15 protein-coding genes, 2 rRNA genes and 1 other annotated feature are annotated in these 15,764 nt (G+C 36.7%); all 17 genes read right to left on the bottom strand.

Annotation, left to right across the window (positions count from 1 at the left end; translation table 11 throughout):
* Positions 1 to 37: 37 nt before the first annotated feature.
* Positions 38 to 547, bottom strand: coding sequence for an NYN domain-containing protein (locus tag CIB95_RS14575; protein WP_094926353.1), 510 nt, complete (start codon positions 545 to 547; stop codon positions 38 to 40).
* A gap of 3 nt (positions 548 to 550) precedes the next feature.
* Positions 551 to 1,294 carry a 23S rRNA (guanosine(2251)-2'-O)-methyltransferase RlmB gene (rlmB, locus tag CIB95_RS14570; RefSeq protein ID WP_408607236.1) on the bottom strand — a complete coding sequence of 248 codons (744 nt, stop codon included), beginning with the start codon at positions 1,292 to 1,294 and terminating at the stop codon, positions 551 to 553.
* Positions 1,295 to 1,299: 5 nt separating this feature from the next.
* Positions 1,300 to 1,713, bottom strand: a complete 414-nt coding sequence (locus tag CIB95_RS14565) for a Mini-ribonuclease 3 (protein WP_094926352.1) — start codon at positions 1,711 to 1,713, stop codon at positions 1,300 to 1,302.
* The gene (cysS, locus tag CIB95_RS14560) at positions 1,713 to 3,113 is read right to left on the bottom strand and encodes a cysteine--tRNA ligase (RefSeq protein ID WP_094926350.1); all 1,401 of its coding nucleotides are present in this window, start codon (positions 3,111 to 3,113) and stop codon (positions 1,713 to 1,715) included. The genes CIB95_RS14565 and cysS overlap by 1 nt, the downstream gene beginning before the upstream one ends.
* 13 nt (positions 3,114 to 3,126) lie before the next feature.
* Positions 3,127 to 3,768, bottom strand: a complete 642-nt coding sequence (gene epsC, locus CIB95_RS14555; RefSeq protein WP_094926348.1) for a serine O-acetyltransferase EpsC — start codon at positions 3,766 to 3,768, stop codon at positions 3,127 to 3,129.
* Positions 3,769 to 3,823: 55 nt separating this feature from the next.
* Positions 3,824 to 4,033 (bottom strand) — a binding site (T-box leader).
* Between the two features lie 54 nt (positions 4,034 to 4,087).
* Positions 4,088 to 5,542 (bottom strand): glutamate--tRNA ligase, encoded by a 1,455-nt coding sequence (gene gltX / locus CIB95_RS14550; RefSeq protein WP_094926347.1) that lies wholly within the window; start codon positions 5,540 to 5,542, stop codon positions 4,088 to 4,090.
* A 60-nt stretch (positions 5,543 to 5,602) separates the two neighbouring features.
* Positions 5,603 to 6,079: a 2-C-methyl-D-erythritol 2,4-cyclodiphosphate synthase gene (ispF, locus tag CIB95_RS14545; RefSeq protein ID WP_094926345.1), complete on the bottom strand. Its 477-nt coding sequence runs from the start codon at positions 6,077 to 6,079 to the stop codon at positions 5,603 to 5,605.
* Between the two features lies 1 nt (position 6,080).
* Positions 6,081 to 6,767 (bottom strand): 2-C-methyl-D-erythritol 4-phosphate cytidylyltransferase, encoded by a 687-nt coding sequence (gene ispD / locus CIB95_RS14540; RefSeq protein ID WP_094926344.1) that lies wholly within the window; start codon positions 6,765 to 6,767, stop codon positions 6,081 to 6,083.
* 33 nt (positions 6,768 to 6,800) lie between these two features.
* Positions 6,801 to 7,871 carry a PIN/TRAM domain-containing protein gene (locus CIB95_RS14535; protein ID WP_094926343.1) on the bottom strand — a complete coding sequence of 357 codons (1,071 nt, stop codon included), beginning with the start codon at positions 7,869 to 7,871 and terminating at the stop codon, positions 6,801 to 6,803.
* 167 nt (positions 7,872 to 8,038) lie between these two features.
* Positions 8,039 to 9,109 (bottom strand): DNA integrity scanning diadenylate cyclase DisA, encoded by a 1,071-nt coding sequence (disA, locus tag CIB95_RS14530; RefSeq protein ID WP_094926341.1) that lies wholly within the window; start codon positions 9,107 to 9,109, stop codon positions 8,039 to 8,041.
* A gap of 2 nt (positions 9,110 to 9,111) precedes the next feature.
* The gene (gene radA, locus CIB95_RS14525; protein ID WP_094926340.1) at positions 9,112 to 10,485 is read right to left on the bottom strand and encodes a DNA repair protein RadA; all 1,374 of its coding nucleotides are present in this window, start codon (positions 10,483 to 10,485) and stop codon (positions 9,112 to 9,114) included.
* Between the two features lie 189 nt (positions 10,486 to 10,674).
* Entirely contained in the window at positions 10,675 to 13,119 is a 2,445-nt protein-coding gene (clpC, locus tag CIB95_RS14520; RefSeq protein WP_094926338.1) for an ATP-dependent protease ATP-binding subunit ClpC, read from the bottom strand.
* 13 nt (positions 13,120 to 13,132) lie between these two features.
* Positions 13,133 to 14,200 carry a protein arginine kinase gene (locus CIB95_RS14515; RefSeq protein WP_094926336.1) on the bottom strand — a complete coding sequence of 356 codons (1,068 nt, stop codon included), beginning with the start codon at positions 14,198 to 14,200 and terminating at the stop codon, positions 13,133 to 13,135.
* A 2-nt stretch (positions 14,201 to 14,202) separates the two neighbouring features.
* Entirely contained in the window at positions 14,203 to 14,739 is a 537-nt protein-coding gene (locus CIB95_RS14510; RefSeq protein ID WP_094926335.1) for a UvrB/UvrC motif-containing protein, read from the bottom strand.
* Between the two features lie 28 nt (positions 14,740 to 14,767).
* A complete protein-coding gene (locus CIB95_RS14505; RefSeq protein ID WP_094926333.1) occupies positions 14,768 to 15,232 on the bottom strand; it encodes a CtsR family transcriptional regulator in 465 nt (154 codons plus the stop codon).
* 247 nt (positions 15,233 to 15,479) lie between these two features.
* Positions 15,480 to 15,596 (bottom strand): 5S ribosomal RNA (gene rrf / locus CIB95_RS14500).
* Positions 15,597 to 15,665: 69 nt separating this feature from the next.
* Positions 15,666 to 15,764 (bottom strand): 23S ribosomal RNA (locus CIB95_RS14495); the annotation flags it as partial.

Raw genomic sequence — 15,764 nt, 5'->3', positions numbered from 1 at the left:
AATATTATACAGTACCGTTTCAAGTAGCGTCAACAACTCATCGGCTACCTCTTCGCCATTTTTCGAAAATTTCTGCTATTTCTGAAGATAATTGAATTTTTACTTTCGCTTTTTTACTTTTTTTATTTTCTAACGCCTTTGTTATATTATTTTCAATCATTTTAAATTCTTGGAGTAATTCTCTAGCAGAAAGTCGTAATGCGCCTTGTCCGAATATTGCCCACTGCTCAGTAAAGTCGGATGTCGCAACGGATACTTGGGTTCGTTTATTCTTTAAAGACATAGCTAACTTTTCTATACATTCATCGGCTGTTTCGTTCTCTTTCGTATAAAGAACTTCAACCTTGTTTTGTGTCATTTTTTTCTCGACTCCAGGAACTAGATGCGCATCAAATACTACTATAACTTTGACTCCTTTATAGCCTTGGTAATTTGCTAGCTTCGCAATTAAGTCGTCTCTGGCTGCTGCAAGATCTGACTCTTTTAAAGCATTCCAACTCGATGAAGCACCAATTACGTTATAGCCATCAACGATAAGAATATCCATCCATTACCTCTTAATCGGCATACGTTTTCGAAGTACTTCATACATAAGCAAGCTAGCTGCAACCGAAGCATTTAATGACGTAACTTTACCTAGCATTGGTAGAGTTAATAAGAAATCACATTTCTCCTTAATGATGCGCGACATTCCTTTTCCTTCACTTCCTATTACTAAAGCTAACGGCATGTCCGCTTCCATCTCTCGGTAGTCTTGTTTCGCACTTGCATCTGTGCCGGCAACCCACACACCTTTTGCTTTTAAGTCCTCAATTGTTCGTGATAAGTTTGTCACTCTAGCAACAGGAATATATTCGATAGCACCAGTTGAAGCCTTGGCAACTGTAGCGGTTAAGCCTACCGCTCTACGTTTCGGTATAATAACACCATGGGCACCGGTTGCATCTGCTGTTCTTAATATAGAACCTAAGTTATGAGGGTCCTCCAATTCATCTAGAATAATCATGAATGGTTGTTCTTCTCGTTTTTCAGCTAAGCGAAAAATGTCTTCAATCTCAGCATATTTATAAGCTGCTATTGAGGCAACAACACCTTGGTGAACATCTGTTTTCGCTACTCCATCAATCTTTTTTCTTGGTACAAATTGAACAATTATTCCACTTTCTTTCGCTAAGGCTATGACTGGCTTCATAGCGTTTTTTTGCGCACTTTCTGCAATCCATATTTTATTTATTTCTCTTCCTGCTCGCAAAGCTTCCAGCACAGGATTTTTTCCAGCAATCCATTCTTCCATTATGGTCACTCCTTTCCGTCGATTAATTCAATTGTTTTTTCTAAAAGCTCTTGCAGCCGCTCATCTCTTCCTAACAAATGCAAGTAACCGATAATTGCTTCAAATCCCGTGCTATTTCGATAGTCTTGAATCTTTGTATTTTTAGGAGAGGTAGCAGATTTAGCATTCCTCCCCCTTTTCACAATAGCTAATTCTTCTTCATCAAAATAATTCAATTCAAATAGCTCCATAACTATATATGACTGCGCCTTAGCACTAACATAATTTGTAGCAATTCGGTGTAACTCTCTCGGCTTCACTTGACCTTTAGCTATTAAGTGTTCACGAACATATTGCTCTAAAACAGCATCGCCCATGTATGCTAGCGTTAAACCATTAAGGAGCTTATAATCGATGTTATTTGCTTGATTATTTGCCATTACTTTCTTCTCCAACGAGTGCCTTGCGGTGTATCCTCAAGCAAGATGCCTTTTTCCGTAAGAGTATCTCTAATTTGGTCAGCAAGAGCAAAATTACGATCTTTTCTCGCTTGAATACGATCTTCCAGCAATCTTTCAATTTCTTCGTCTAGTAATTCCACTTCACTCGATATTTTAATTCCTAACACAGTTGCTATTTCGTTAAATAACGAGATAAATGCTTCAATTGTATTTATTGATACATTTTTTTCTTGCAAATAGATGTTTGCATCTTTTGACAATTCAAATAAGACAGATATTGCATTAGCAGTGTTAAAGTCATCATCCATCTCTTTCATGAATGTTTCTTTATGCGCGTTTAGCTTTTCCAACCATTGCCCACTTTCTTCAGCTAAGTTGGCTGTATTTTCTTTGCGGTGCTGTAAGTTAATAACGGCGTTTTTTATTCTTTCTAGTCCGTTTGTCGCACTTTCAAAAAGCTCATCGTTAAAGTTAATTGGATGACGATAATGAACAGATAAGATTAGAAAACGAATCACTTCAGGATCTTGTTTCTTAATAATGTCATGCACTAATACGAAGTTCCCTAAAGACTTAGACATCTTTTCATTATTTATATTAATATAACCGTTGTGCATCCAATAGTTAGCCATTGTTTTCCCTGATAAAGCTTCTGATTGAGCAATTTCATTTTCATGGTGTGGGAACTTTAAATCTTGCCCACCAGCATGAATATCAATTGTTTCCCCTAAATACTTCTTTGCTAATGCAGAACACTCAATATGCCAACCAGGTCGTCCATCACCCCACGGACTTTCCCATGAAATTTCATTACTTTTTGCCGTTTTCCAAAGCGCAAAATCTAAAGGATCCTGCTTTTTCTCTCCGATATCTATCCTTGAACCTAAGCGTAAGTCATCAATAGACTGCTGTGAAAGCTTTCCGTATTCTTCAAACTTTTTCGTTTTAAAGTAAACATCTCCTTCTGACTCATACGCATACCCTTTTTCGATTAATTGTTCAATAAACGCAATTATTTCACTCATGTTTTCCGTTACTCGCGGGTGGACATTAGCTCGTTCTACTCCTAATGCTGAAACATCTTCATGATATGCATCAATGAAACGCTCGGCGATGTCATTAACATCTTCCCCTAATTGGTTTGCAGCTTTAATTAACTTGTCATCAACATCTGTAAAGTTTGAAACAAAGTTTACTTCATAACCACGATATTCTAAATATCTACGAACTGTATCAAATACGATTGCAGGACGAGCGTTGCCAATATGGATGTAGTTATAAACTGTTGGACCACATACATACATTTTCACCTTACCTTCTTCTAGCGGCTGAAACATTTCTTTTTCTCGTGTTAATGAATTAAATATTTTAATTGCCATTCTCACTCACTCCTCACCTTTTCACTTTTTCTTTTATCAATTGGGCTTTTAAGCTTGCTATTTCTTGCTCAAGTTTTTGGAAGCGATCTGCTACTGGATCTGGCAAGTCACGATGGTTTAAATCACGCTTTACCTTTTTTCCATCTTGAATGACGACTCTTCCAGGTATGCCAACGACCGTAGAGTTTTGCGGTACGTTTTGCAAAACAACTGAACCTGCACCAATTTTTGAATTTTTCCCTATTGTAATAGCACCTAAAACTTTGGCACCAGAGGCAATTAATGCATTATCTTCAATCGTCGGATGACGCTTTCCTTTTTCTTTACCAGTTCCGCCTAATGTAACACCTTGAAAAATTGTCACATTATCACCTATTTCACATGTTTCACCAATAACAACACCCATTCCATGGTCAATAAAAAATCGATTTCCGATTGTTGCCCCGGGGTGAATTTCGATGCCAGTGAAAAACCGACTAACTTGCGATATTACCCGAGAAATAAAAAAGAATTTTTTTCGCCATAAAAAGTGGGCAATTCGGTGCATCCATATTGCATGAAGTCCAGAATAAGTAAGAATCACTTCAACATAACTTCTAGCTGCGGGGTCTTGATCAAAAATAACCTCTAAATCTTCGCGAAATGACTTAAACATGCAAGGCCCTCCTTTTTAGTTATTTAAATAAAAAATACGCCTCTGTGTCGTTAAACACAGAGACGCTTTTGCGCGGTCCCACTCTGCTTAGAGGAATATTTCCTCTCGCTTTACTCTGATAACGGTAGAGTACCGCTTTTATTTACTAACGTTCAATAAAAGACTCCGAGGTGCATTTCAAAGCCGCTTCCTAAACCACTTCCAGCCAAGGTGGTTCTCTCTATAAAGATAACTGACTTTTACTTCTCCTCATCAACGTTTTCCTATGTTCTTATACTATATTATATTCTAATTAATATGTTAATCCTGCGCCTAAAGTTTAAAGTAATTGTTCCAATCGGCTAATAATAACATCTTTTCCTAATAAATGAATCGCTTGTGGTAAATCAGGTCCATGAACTTGCCCTGTCGTTGCAACACGGACAGGCATAAATAAATTCTTTCCTTTATGACCTGTTGATTTTTGCACAGCTTTAATCGCACCTTTAATATCTTGTGCTGTAAATTCCTCTAACTGCTTTACATTTTCTAAAAATGCACGAAGTACCTCTGGGACTTGTTCACCACTTAATACTTCTTTTGCTTCTTCATTATAATCAAGATCTGTACGGAAAAACAAATCTGTTAACTCGACGATTTCCGCTCCATAATGTAACTTTTCTTGATGAAGTACAATTAATTCTTTTGCCCAATGCTTTTGCTTTTCATCTAAGCTTTCTGGAAGGCGCCCTGCTTTTATTAGATGTGGTAATGCAATATTAACTAAACGTTCTTCCGAAAGTGACTTCATATATTGGTTATTTAACCACGTTAGCTTTTGTGTGTTAAATACAGCTGGCGATTTCGATAATCTGTCTGTATTAAAAATAGAAATGAATTCTTCACGAGAAAACTTTTCTTCTTCTCCTTCTGGAGACCACCCTAATAAGGCAATAAAGTTAAATAGTGCTTCTGGCAAATAGCCAAGTTGGTCGTATTGTTCAATAAACTGGATAATCGACTCATCACGCTTGCTAAGTTTTTTATGCTGTTCATTTACAATTAACGTCATATGTCCAAATACAGGCGCTTCCCAATTTAATGCTTCATAAATCATTAATTGCTTCGGCGTATTTGTAATATGGTCATCTCCGCGTAATACGTGAGAAATGGCCATTTCATGATCATCCACAGCTACAGCAAAATTATAAGTAGGTATTCCGTCTTTTTTAACGATTACCCAATCACCTATTCCGTTAGATTCAAACGACACTTCTCCTTTAACTACATCATTGAATGTGTACGTTTTATTTTGTGGAACTTTAAAGCGAATACTCGGTATGCGACCTTCCGCTTCAAAAGAAGTCTTCTCATCTTCAGATAGATCACAACATTTCCCACTATATGTCGGCATTAATCCTTGAGCCATTTGCTCTTCACGATGCGCTTCTAATTCTGCTTCTGTACAATAACAGCGATATGCTAAGCCACGGTCAAGTAAATCTTCATAATATTTTTTATAAATATCGATTCTTTCTGTTTGGCGGTATGGTCCATATCCACCATCTTTATCGATACTTTCGTCCCATTCAATTCCTAACCATTGCAAGTATTTCAGTTGGCTTTCTTCGCCGCCTGCAACGTTTCGCTTTAAATCTGTATCTTCAATACGGATTATTAACTTTCCGCCTTGGTTTTTCGCAAATAAGTAATTAAATAATGCTGTACGAGCATTCCCTATATGTAAATGTCCAGTTGGACTTGGTGCGTATCTTACTCGAATGTTATTTTCCACCTTTAACACCTTCCATTTTACGTTTTCTGTCCTCTATTATCGCCATCATTACTAGACTGGTCAAGCTTTTGTTATCAAAACGACCGCTTGAGAAGCAATCCCTTCTTCTCTCCCTGTAAAACCGAGTTTTTCGGTCGTAGTAGCTTTTACATTTACTTGCTGGATTGATGCATTTAGTAGTTCCGCAATTTTTTCACGCATACTCATAATGTGAGGTGCCATCTTAGGTTTTTGTGCCATAATTGTACAATCTACATTCCCGAGCTTGTAGCCTCTTTCTTCTACCATCTTCCATACATGTTTTAATAGCAATTTTGAATCTGCATCTTTAAAAGCTTCATCTGTATCAGGAAAATGTTTCCCAATATCCCCTTCACCAATCGCACCTAAACAAGCATCAGCAATTGTATGTAATAAAACATCTGCATCAGAGTGGCCTAATAGTCCTTTTTCATGAGGAATCTCAATCCCACCAATAATTAACGGTCGCCCTTTTACCAATTCATGTACATCGAAACCTTGTCCAATTTTTATCACGCTATTTCTTCCTCTCTTCTAGTATCATATTTGCATATAAAAGGTCGTCTGGCGTTGTCAGCTTAATATTTTTATAGTCACCTTCAACGATTGCGACCTCTCGTCCGATCTTTTCTACGAGACTGGCATCATCTGTTCCTATGTACGCTTCTTTTTTAGCATATTCATGAGCCTCTTTTAATAACGAAATACGAAAAGCTTGCGGGGTTTGAATTGCCCACAAGCTTGAACGGTCTACCGTTTCCGTTACTTTGCTATCAGTTACTTTTTTAATCGTATCTTTTACCTGCACAGCTAAAACTGCCGCTCCAACTTCGCTTGCTTTTCGTGTTAATTTTAAGAATGATTCCTTTGTGACGAAAGGACGAGCTCCGTCATGTACAAAAACAATACTGTTATCATTCGGCAAAGCTTTAAGGCCATTATATACACTATGTTGACGTTCACTTCCACCTTCAATAACAGCCTTTATCTTTGCTAATTTATAGCGTGAAAATAACGATTCCATCTCATTAATTTCCGCTTTGTTTGCAACAACAATGATTCCTTTACAATGTTCATCTTCTTCAAAAATACTTAATGTATGAATGAGTACTGGCTTATTTTCTAATAAAAGAAACTGTTTATTTTTACCTGCTTGCATTCGCTTTCCTTGCCCCGCTGCAGGAACGATTACTTGATATTCCAATTTGATCGTCCTTCCAAACATAACATGCAATTGTTATAATGCTTTTTCTAATAATTTAGGTTTTGCAAAAATCATTCGTCCAGCGGATGTTTGTAGGACGCTCGTTACTAACACTTCAATTTCTTTTCCTATATAGTTACGCCCTTCTTCGATGACGATCATCGTACCATCATCTAGATACGCAATCCCTTGATTTTGCTCTTTCCCGTCCTTAATAACTTGGATGTTTAATTCTTCACCTGGTAAAACAACAGGCTTTACTGCATTTGCCAAGTCATTAATATTAAGTACGGACACCCCTTGTAATTCACAAACTTTATTTAAATTGAAATCATTCGTTACTACAATACCTGAAACCAACTTCGCCAATTTAACTAATTTACTATCAACTTCAGAAATGTCATCAAAATCACCTTCATAGATTTCAACGTTCATTTCCAATTCCTTTTGAATTCTATTTAATATATCTAATCCTCTTCGACCACGATTTCTCTTTAATACGTCGGATGAATCCGCTATATGCTGAAGTTCTTCTAGCACAAAACGAGGGATAACAATCGTACCTTCTAAGAATCCTGTTTGACAAATGTCAGCAACACGACCATCAATAATAACGCTAGTGTCTAATATTTTTAGCTTGCCAGCGTCTACTTCAACTTTATCTTTTACACCTTTACTAAACAATTGAATAAGTTCATCACGCTTTTTATAACCAATTTGAAAACCTAAATAACCTAGTAATATCGATAGAAAGCTTGGAACAACTGTATTCACAATTGCTATATCCTCAATAATACTTAAAGGTAATTGAATTAAAAAGGCAACTATTAAACCAAATATTAAGCCAAGTGTGCCTAATAACACATCAGTTACAGGTGCTTTTACTACTTTTTCTTCTATCCATCTGATTAAACCAACAACATAATCTACAAAGAAAAACGTAACGAAAAATAAAATAATAGCTCCTAAGACTGCACTAGCATATGCATTGGTTAGCCATTTCACATCACCAATATTTAATAACCTAATGATCTCGGGAATAAATAAAAATCCTAGCATTGCTCCAATAATCATAAAGAATAAGTGCACGATTCGCTTAACCATGCGTTCACCTCCTCTTTTCATTATTCACATAATCTTGCAGGATTAACCTTAGTATAGAGGAAAAAATTTCTTGATTTATTATCGTCAGATTAGCATAACAAGGACTTTTTTTCAAATTAGAAAACTCTAAATTTTACCAAATTAACATTTGGCGTGTCAACAACATTTTATAAGTGCCGATCAATAATTAGTTGTTCTCTAATACGCTGAATACCTTCCTTAATTTTTTTTGCTCGAATTTCACCTACACCATTTACTTCATCTAATTCTTCAATAGAAGCTTCGATAATTTTGTTAATATTTTGGTACTTTTGAATAACGTTTTCTATTATTAAAGCTGGCAACCTCGGGATTTTGTTTAATACTCGATAGCCTCTTGGGGTTAAAGGTGCTTCTTCCAGGATGGCTGTTGATGGATATCCTAATAACTTCATAATTGTTTGATCTTCTAGAAGCTCTTCACTCGAAAGAGATTGTAACTTACTTATAACTTCGTATGGATCTTCCTCTAATTCCTTTGTGTAATCTTTAATTAATAATATAGCCTCATGTTCAACATCAGCTAATAACTCTTTCATTTGCATACTAATAAGGCGTCCTTCTGTCCCTAATTCATTTATATAGTTTAAAATTTCTCTTTTAATCCTTAGCACCATCTCTACTCGGTGAATAACTTGTGTAACCTCATGATACGTTACTAGCTGTTCAAACTCTAAAGCACCTAAATTGGTAACGCTTTGGTCTAAAACATTTTTATACTTCTCAAGTGTTTGGATCGCTTGGTTTGCTTTCGTTAAAATGACTCCAATCTCTTTTAACGCATAGCGAAAAGACCCTTTATAAAGGGTGATTACATTGCGCCGTTGGGAAATCGCAATGACCAAATTACCGGTCTGTTTTGCAAAACGCTCCGCTGTTCGGTGTCTCATACCTGTCTCAGTAGAAGGAGTTGATGGGTCGGGAATAAGTTGTGTATTTGCATATAGAATTCGCTTGCCACACTCACTTAATATTAGAGCTCCATCCATTTTTGCAAGTTCATAAAGTTGGGCAGGGGAATAACTGCAGTTAATTGAAAAGCCACCGTCAACTACTTCCGTCATATTTTCGTTATAACCAACTACAATTAACCCACCTGTCTTTGCCCGTAATATATTATCAAGCCCTGACCGCAGTTCAGTTCCAGGTGCGACAAATTGCAAAATTTCACTTCTTTTCCCAATTTGATTATGACCCATCTTTATCCTCCTAACGCATATTCTAATGCCTCCTGAACAGTTGAAACACCAACTACTTCTATCCCATCAGGAATTGTCCATCCTCCAATATTTTTCTTCGGAATAATTGCACGCTTAAATCCTAGCTTGACGCATTCATTCACTCGCTGATCGATTCGCGACACTCTACGGACTTCCCCTGTTAAACCTACTTCTCCTATAATTACATCTGTTGGTCTCGTTTCATCATCACGGAAACTTGAGGCAATACTAACTGCAACAGCTAAATCTATTGCTGGTTCATCCAGCTTTACTCCACCAGTTACCTTTAAATAGGCATCTTGGTTTTGTAAGAGCATTCCGACTCGTTTGTCCAAAACTGCCATCAATAATGAAACCCGATTATGATCTAACCCTGTTGCCATTCTACGAGGGTTTCCAAAACTGGTTGGGGAAACTAGGGCTTGTATTTCAACTAGTACTGTTCTTGTACCTTCCATAGAAGCTACGACAGTTGATCCCGCTACACCTCTGGAACGCTCTTCTAAGAAGATTTCTGAAGGATTTGCCACCTCAGTCAAACCTTCCTCTTTCATTTCAAATATACCTATCTCGTTCGTTGAGCCAAAACGGTTTTTTACACCTCTTAAAATTCGATAGCTATGATGACGCTCTCCTTCAAAGTAAAGTACCGCATCTACCATATGCTCTAACATTCGCGGACCAGCAATTGCACCTTCTTTTGTAACGTGACCGACAATAAAAATAGCGATTCCTTTCGATTTTGCAATTCGCATCATCTGACCTGTTGATTCTCTTACTTGCGACACACTCCCTGGAGCACTCGTTACTTCTTCTTTAAAAACGGTCTGAATGGAATCAAGAATGACTACTGCGGGGTTTGTTTGATCAATTGCTTGTTCAATAAAATCTAAATTTGTTTCTGCATAAACGTGTAAATCTTCATCATCAATATTAAAGCGATCCGCTCGTAATTTAATTTGTTTTAATGATTCCTCACCTGTTACATAAAGGACTTTTTGTCCACTTCTAGCTAAACCAGAAGACGTTTGTAACAATAAAGTTGATTTACCAATTCCAGGGTCTCCACCAATTAAAATTAGTGAACCCGGTACAATTCCTCCACCAAGTACACGATTGAACTCTTTCATACTAGTTGGAATACGAGCTTCTTGCCCTCTAGCAACATTCTTTATAGATTCTGGCTTGTTAGGGCCTGAGCTGCTTGAAGCAAAAGATCTTGATTGCGCTTTCCCAGTAATTACAAATTCCTCGACGAACGAGTTCCACGCTCCACACCCAGGACATTTACCTAACCATTTCGGTGTTTCATAACCACACTCTTGGCACATAAACTTCGTTTTCTTTTTTGCCATTCTCTCTCTCCTCTATATCTATACTCTTATTTTATTATAGCCCAATTTAAATATATTCATGGATATATATAGAAAACTTGCTCTTGAGTTAACCAAACCTTATGTAAAGTTACTGATATCATGGTCAAATGACGGTTATATAAATGTAAAATAAAACCGAAAGCTAATCGCTTTCGGTTTTATATCTTTTTATTTTTTAACTGTTCTACTTTTATTAATTACTTTAAATTCATCATTAATAAAGTCAATTGTAATTTTTTCACCTTTTTTAATTGTTCCTCTAAGCAATTCTTCAGATAGTCGATCTTCTACTTCTCTTTGAAGGGCACGACGTAGTGGGCGAGCTCCATACTCTGGATCATAGCCAACATCAGCGATCTTTTCCTTCGCTTCTTCTGAAAGCTCAAGTTCAATCTCTTGATCTAGAAGTCGTTTAATTAACTCAACACCCATTAATGAAACAATTTTATTTATATGTTCTTTTTCTAATGAATGGAACACAATAGTCTCATCAATTCGGTTTAAGAATTCAGGGCGGAATGTACGTTTTAATTCCTCCATGACCTTACCTTTCATATCTTTGTACTTTTGATCATCACTTTCAATCGTGAATCCTAAATATTTGTTTTTCTTTAATGTGCTTGCCCCTACATTTGATGTCATTATGACAACTGTATTTCTAAAGTCGACTGTACGTCCTTTTGAGTCAGTTAACCTTCCATCCTCTAATACTTGTAATAAAATATTAAATACTTCCGGGTGAGCCTTTTCAATCTCATCAAGTAAGACAACAGAATAAGGTTTGCGGCGAACTTTTTCCGTTAATTGTCCACCCTCTTCATGACCTACATACCCTGGAGGTGATCCAACTAAACGTGAAGTTGCGTGTTTCTCCATATACTCGGACATGTCTATGCGTATAATTGCATCCTCATCACCAAACATAGTTTCCGCAACTGCTCTCGCTAGCTCCGTTTTACCGACTCCAGTTGGTCCAAGGAAGATGAACGATCCAATTGGACGTTTAGGATCTTTTAATCCTGCTCTCGCTCGTCTAATAGCCTTCGAAATGGATTTTACGGCTTCTTCTTGCCCAATGACACGATTGTGAAGAATTTCTTCCATTCGTAATAATCTTTCTGTTTCTCCTTCGGCTAGTTTAGAAACCGGAATTCCCGTCCAGTTTGCGACAACAATAGCAATATCCTCGGTAGTAACTTCTGTATTTTCTTGACCTTGTCGCTCTTTCCATGCCTTTTTCGTTTGATCTAATTCTTCTCTTAAACGCTGCTCAGAATCTCTTAATGATGCAGCCTTTTCAAACTCTTGGCTTTGAACTGAAGCATCCTTCTCTTTTTTTACTTCCTCTAACTTTTGCTCTAACTCTTTTAAGTTAGGCGGAACAGTATATGAGCGTAATCGTACCTTTGAAGCAGCCTCATCAATTAAATCTATTGCTTTATCTGGTAAGAATCGATCTGAAATATATCGGTCTGAAAGCTTCACCGCGGCTTTAATTGCTTCGTCTGTTATCGTTACTCTATGGTGTGCCTCATAACGATCACGTAACCCACGTAAAATAAGCTCCGATTCCTCTAAGTTTGGTTCGTCGACTGTAATCGGTTGGAAACGTCTTTCTAAAGCAGCATCTTTTTCAATATACTTTCTGTACTCATCCAGTGTTGTTGCACCAATGCATTGTAGCTCACCTCTAGCAAGAGAAGGTTTTAAAATATTAGAAGCATCAATTGCACCTTCTGCACCACCAGCACCGATTAATGTGTGTAATTCGTCAATAAATAAAATAATGTTTCCAGCTTGGCGAATTTCGTCCATTACCTTTTTTAAACGGTCTTCAAATTCACCACGGTATTTTGTGCCAGCAACGACTGTTCCCATATCTAGTGTCATAACTCGCTTGTCTCTTAACGTTTCTGGAACTTCATTTTGAACGATTTGCTGAGCTAAACCTTCAGCAATGGCAGTTTTACCAACACCTGGTTCTCCAATTAAAACCGGATTGTTCTTCGTTCTTCTACTTAAAACTTCTATTACACGTTGAATTTCCTTACCACGTCCGATAACCGGATCTAATGTTCCTTCTTTTGCAATTTCTGTTAAGTCTCTTGCTAAACCATCTAAAGTAGGTGTGTTTGCAGTTGATGACCTTCTACTTTGGTTGCTAGATGATGTATTTTCACTACTTCCTAACAGTTGCAATACTTGCTGACGCGCTTTATTTAGACTTACCCCTAAATTATTTAATACTCGAGCTGCAACCCCTTCACCTTCTCGAATAAGACCAAGTAGAATATGTTCTGTTCCTACATATGAGTGGCCTAGTTTGCGAGCTTCGTCCATAGACAGTTCAATTACTTTTTTGGCTCTCGGAGTATAGTGAATCGTTTGCTGTTTCGTTTCACTTTTTCCAATGAGTCCCTCTACTTCTTCTTGAATCTTTTCAGGACCAAGTTCCAATGCTAATAAAGCCTTGGCAGCAATCCCTTCACCTTCTCGGATTAATCCTAACAAAATATGTTCAGTTCCTATATTATGATGTCCTAATCGATGAGCCTCTTCTTGTGCTAAAGCTAGAACTTTTTGTGCTCTTTCTGTAAATCGTCCAAACATCATTTGTATTTCCTCCTTATTCCTTCTCTAATTTCATTCTTTCGCGAATGATTTTTGCTCGTAGAATATCTCTTTTCTCTGGTTCTAGTCCTTCACCAGCATATGCTTGAAGTAAATTCGGTTGTGATACAATCATTAATTCATTTAATATATTTGCTGACATATTAGAAATTAAATTTAAATCAATTCCTAGTCGTACATCAGATAGACATTTTGCTGCTTCTTTATATGATATTAGTCGACTGTGGGAAAGTAGACCGAAAGAACGATAAACTCTATCCTCCAACCCCACTTTAGATGTTTTAAGCAACTTTTCCCTCGCTGTACGTTCTTGTTGAATTAGTTGCATAACTACACTCCGGAGGTCTTCGACAATATCTTCCTCCGTTTTGCCTAATGTAATTTGATTAGAGATTTGAAAAATATTCCCTAACGCTTCACTGCCTTCTCCATACATCCCTCTAACTACTAAACCTAATTGACTGACAGCTGGAATTAGACGATTCATTTGATTAGTTAGAACTAATGCTGGTAAGTGCATCATGACAGAAGCTCTTAAACCAGTTCCAACATTTGTTGGACAACTAGTTAAATATCCTTTTTTATCGTCAAAGGCATAATCTAACTTCTCCTCTAACCAATCATCTATACCACTAGCTAATGTAAGTGCTTCACTTAATCTCAAGCCGGAAAATAAGCATTGAATTCGAATGTGATCCTCTTCATTTAACATGATACTGACTGCTTCATTTTTACTAAGCAAAACTGCGCCATGTTTTGATTCATTAGCTAAATTTGGGCTTATTAAATGTTTCTCTACTAACACATTTTTTTCTATTCGTTCCATATTTGCTAATTTATGAAGAGAAATAGTTCCGATTCCTTCATACATACTATTTTCTATTTTATTCTCTATTACCTGTAATATTTCTTCTTCTTGTTTTTCTGATGCAATAATAGGAAAGGGATAGTTACTTAAATTTCTAGCTAAGCGAACTCTACTACTTAGCACAATATCATTATCAGGTCCGGATTCCTTCATCCACGGACTAATTGTGCTTTTCATAAATTGCTCAATAGACATCTTTATTCCTCCCCAGTGTCGCCAAACTGTTTTTCTAAACTACGGATTCGATCTCTCATTTCAGCGGCTTTTTCAAATTCTTCTTTTGAAATATATGCTTGCATTTCATCCCTTAACTTTTGTATCTCTTTACGGAAAATTAGCTTTTCCCCAAGTCTCTTTGGAATTTTTCCCGCATGTAAGGTGTTTCCACTGTGAACTCTCTTTAAAAGTGGTGTTAACTTCGATTCAAATTCTCTATAACAATTTGCACAACCAAATCTCCCTACTTTAGAGAAAGTAGCATATGTCATCCCACATGTAGTGCACATTAATTGCTGTTTTTTTTCGAAGCTCTTCGAATTATTTGCAATGTTCATTTGTTCAAAGTTTAATAGCCCTGATAGTAAATCATGAATTGAAAAGTTATTTGCATACCCTGAAAACTCTTCTGATTTCTTTGCGCAGTATTCACATAAATGTGTTTCTGTTTTTACGCCATTAACCTCTTTTGTAAAGTGTAAAGTTGCAGGTCGTTCATGACATTCCTGACATTGCATCAAAAACCTCTCCCTTACAATATTGATCCTATATTTTATATCTTAAGCTCATTACCATAGCTCTTAGCATTTTTGCTCTTAATTCATCACGAAGTGGAAGTTCAACACTAAGCACGTTTCGGTGTAAAACACTCAGCATTATTTGGGCTTCCCGTTTTGTAATAACACTTTCTTCTAACAGACGAATGATAAAGTGATCTGAAGTAGTTTGAGAAACACGGTTATCAATCATGCGATACAAGTCATCAAGTAAATCAGCTTGATTATTTGCTTCTACTTTACTGATGCGAATAAAACCTCCGCCTCCGCGTTTACTTTCTACTAAATAGCCTTTTTCAATAGTAAATCGAGTGTTAATAACATAATTTATTTGTGAGGGGACACATTGAAACCTATCGGCTATTTCATTTCTTTTTATTTCAACTACACTACTATCACTTTTTTTTATAACACTTTTTAAATATTCTTCAATAACATCAGATATATTTCGCATTCGGCCCTCCCCTACTTTTGACTTTGACTATCTTTGACCTTAAGACTATTATACGAGGCATGCAAAAGTCTTTCAAGAATATTGCTTAAATATTTTTTAATCTTTCACCTTAATAATGACATATGTATTTAAATGAACTTTGTTTACCACAAATAAAATTATTAACAAAAAAATAGCATTTCATTCAGTTTTAAAGAAATAGACAAATAAAAAAGAAGTTGGATATCATCCAACTTCTTTTTATATTGCCTGGCAACGTCCTACTCTCACAGGGGGACAGCCCCCAACTACCATCGGCGCTGAAGAGCTTAACTTCCGTGTTCGGTATGGGAACGGGTGTGGCCTCTTCGCCATCATTACCAGACAAGTTATTAAATTAAAGGAACATCGTTCCTTCAAAACTAGATAACGACAATCACACACATTTAAAAATTTGGTTAAGTCCTCGATCGATTAGTATCTGTCAGCTTCACGTGTTACCACGCTTCCACACCAGACCTATCAACCTCATCATCTCTAAGGGATCTTACTT

It is taken from the genome of Lottiidibacillus patelloidae, from assembly GCF_002262935.1.
Lineage (GTDB): Bacteria > Bacillota > Bacilli > Bacillales > SA5d-4 > Lottiidibacillus > Lottiidibacillus patelloidae.
Note: the sequence above shows the minus strand (reverse complement) of the source record. Positions and strands in the feature narration are given on the sequence as shown.

Coding starts and splice junctions, on each gene's coding strand:
- CIB95_RS14575 (WP_094926353.1), bottom strand. CDS start 547: ATGGATATTCTTATCGTTGATGGCTATAACGTAATTGGTGCTTCATCG.
- rlmB (WP_408607236.1), bottom strand. CDS start 1,294: ATGGAAGAATGGATTGCTGGAAAAAATCCTGTGCTGGAAGCTTTGCGA.
- CIB95_RS14565 (WP_094926352.1), bottom strand. CDS start 1,713: ATGGCAAATAATCAAGCAAATAACATCGATTATAAGCTCCTTAATGGT.
- cysS (WP_094926350.1), bottom strand. CDS start 3,113: ATGGCAATTAAAATATTTAATTCATTAACACGAGAAAAAGAAATGTTT.
- epsC (WP_094926348.1), bottom strand. CDS start 3,768: ATGTTTAAGTCATTTCGCGAAGATTTAGAGGTTATTTTTGATCAAGAC.
- CIB95_RS14535 (WP_094926343.1), bottom strand. CDS start 7,871: ATGGTTAAGCGAATCGTGCACTTATTCTTTATGATTATTGGAGCAATG.
- disA (WP_094926341.1), bottom strand. CDS start 9,109: ATGGGTCATAATCAAATTGGGAAAAGAAGTGAAATTTTGCAATTTGTC.
- radA (WP_094926340.1), bottom strand. CDS start 10,485: ATGGCAAAAAAGAAAACGAAGTTTATGTGCCAAGAGTGTGGTTATGAA.
- clpC (WP_094926338.1), bottom strand. CDS start 13,119: ATGATGTTTGGACGATTTACAGAAAGAGCACAAAAAGTTCTAGCTTTA.
- CIB95_RS14515 (WP_094926336.1), bottom strand. CDS start 14,200: ATGTCTATTGAGCAATTTATGAAAAGCACAATTAGTCCGTGGATGAAG.
- CIB95_RS14510 (WP_094926335.1), bottom strand. CDS start 14,739: ATGCAATGTCAGGAATGTCATGAACGACCTGCAACTTTACACTTTACA.
- CIB95_RS14505 (WP_094926333.1), bottom strand. CDS start 15,232: ATGCGAAATATATCTGATGTTATTGAAGAATATTTAAAAAGTGTTATA.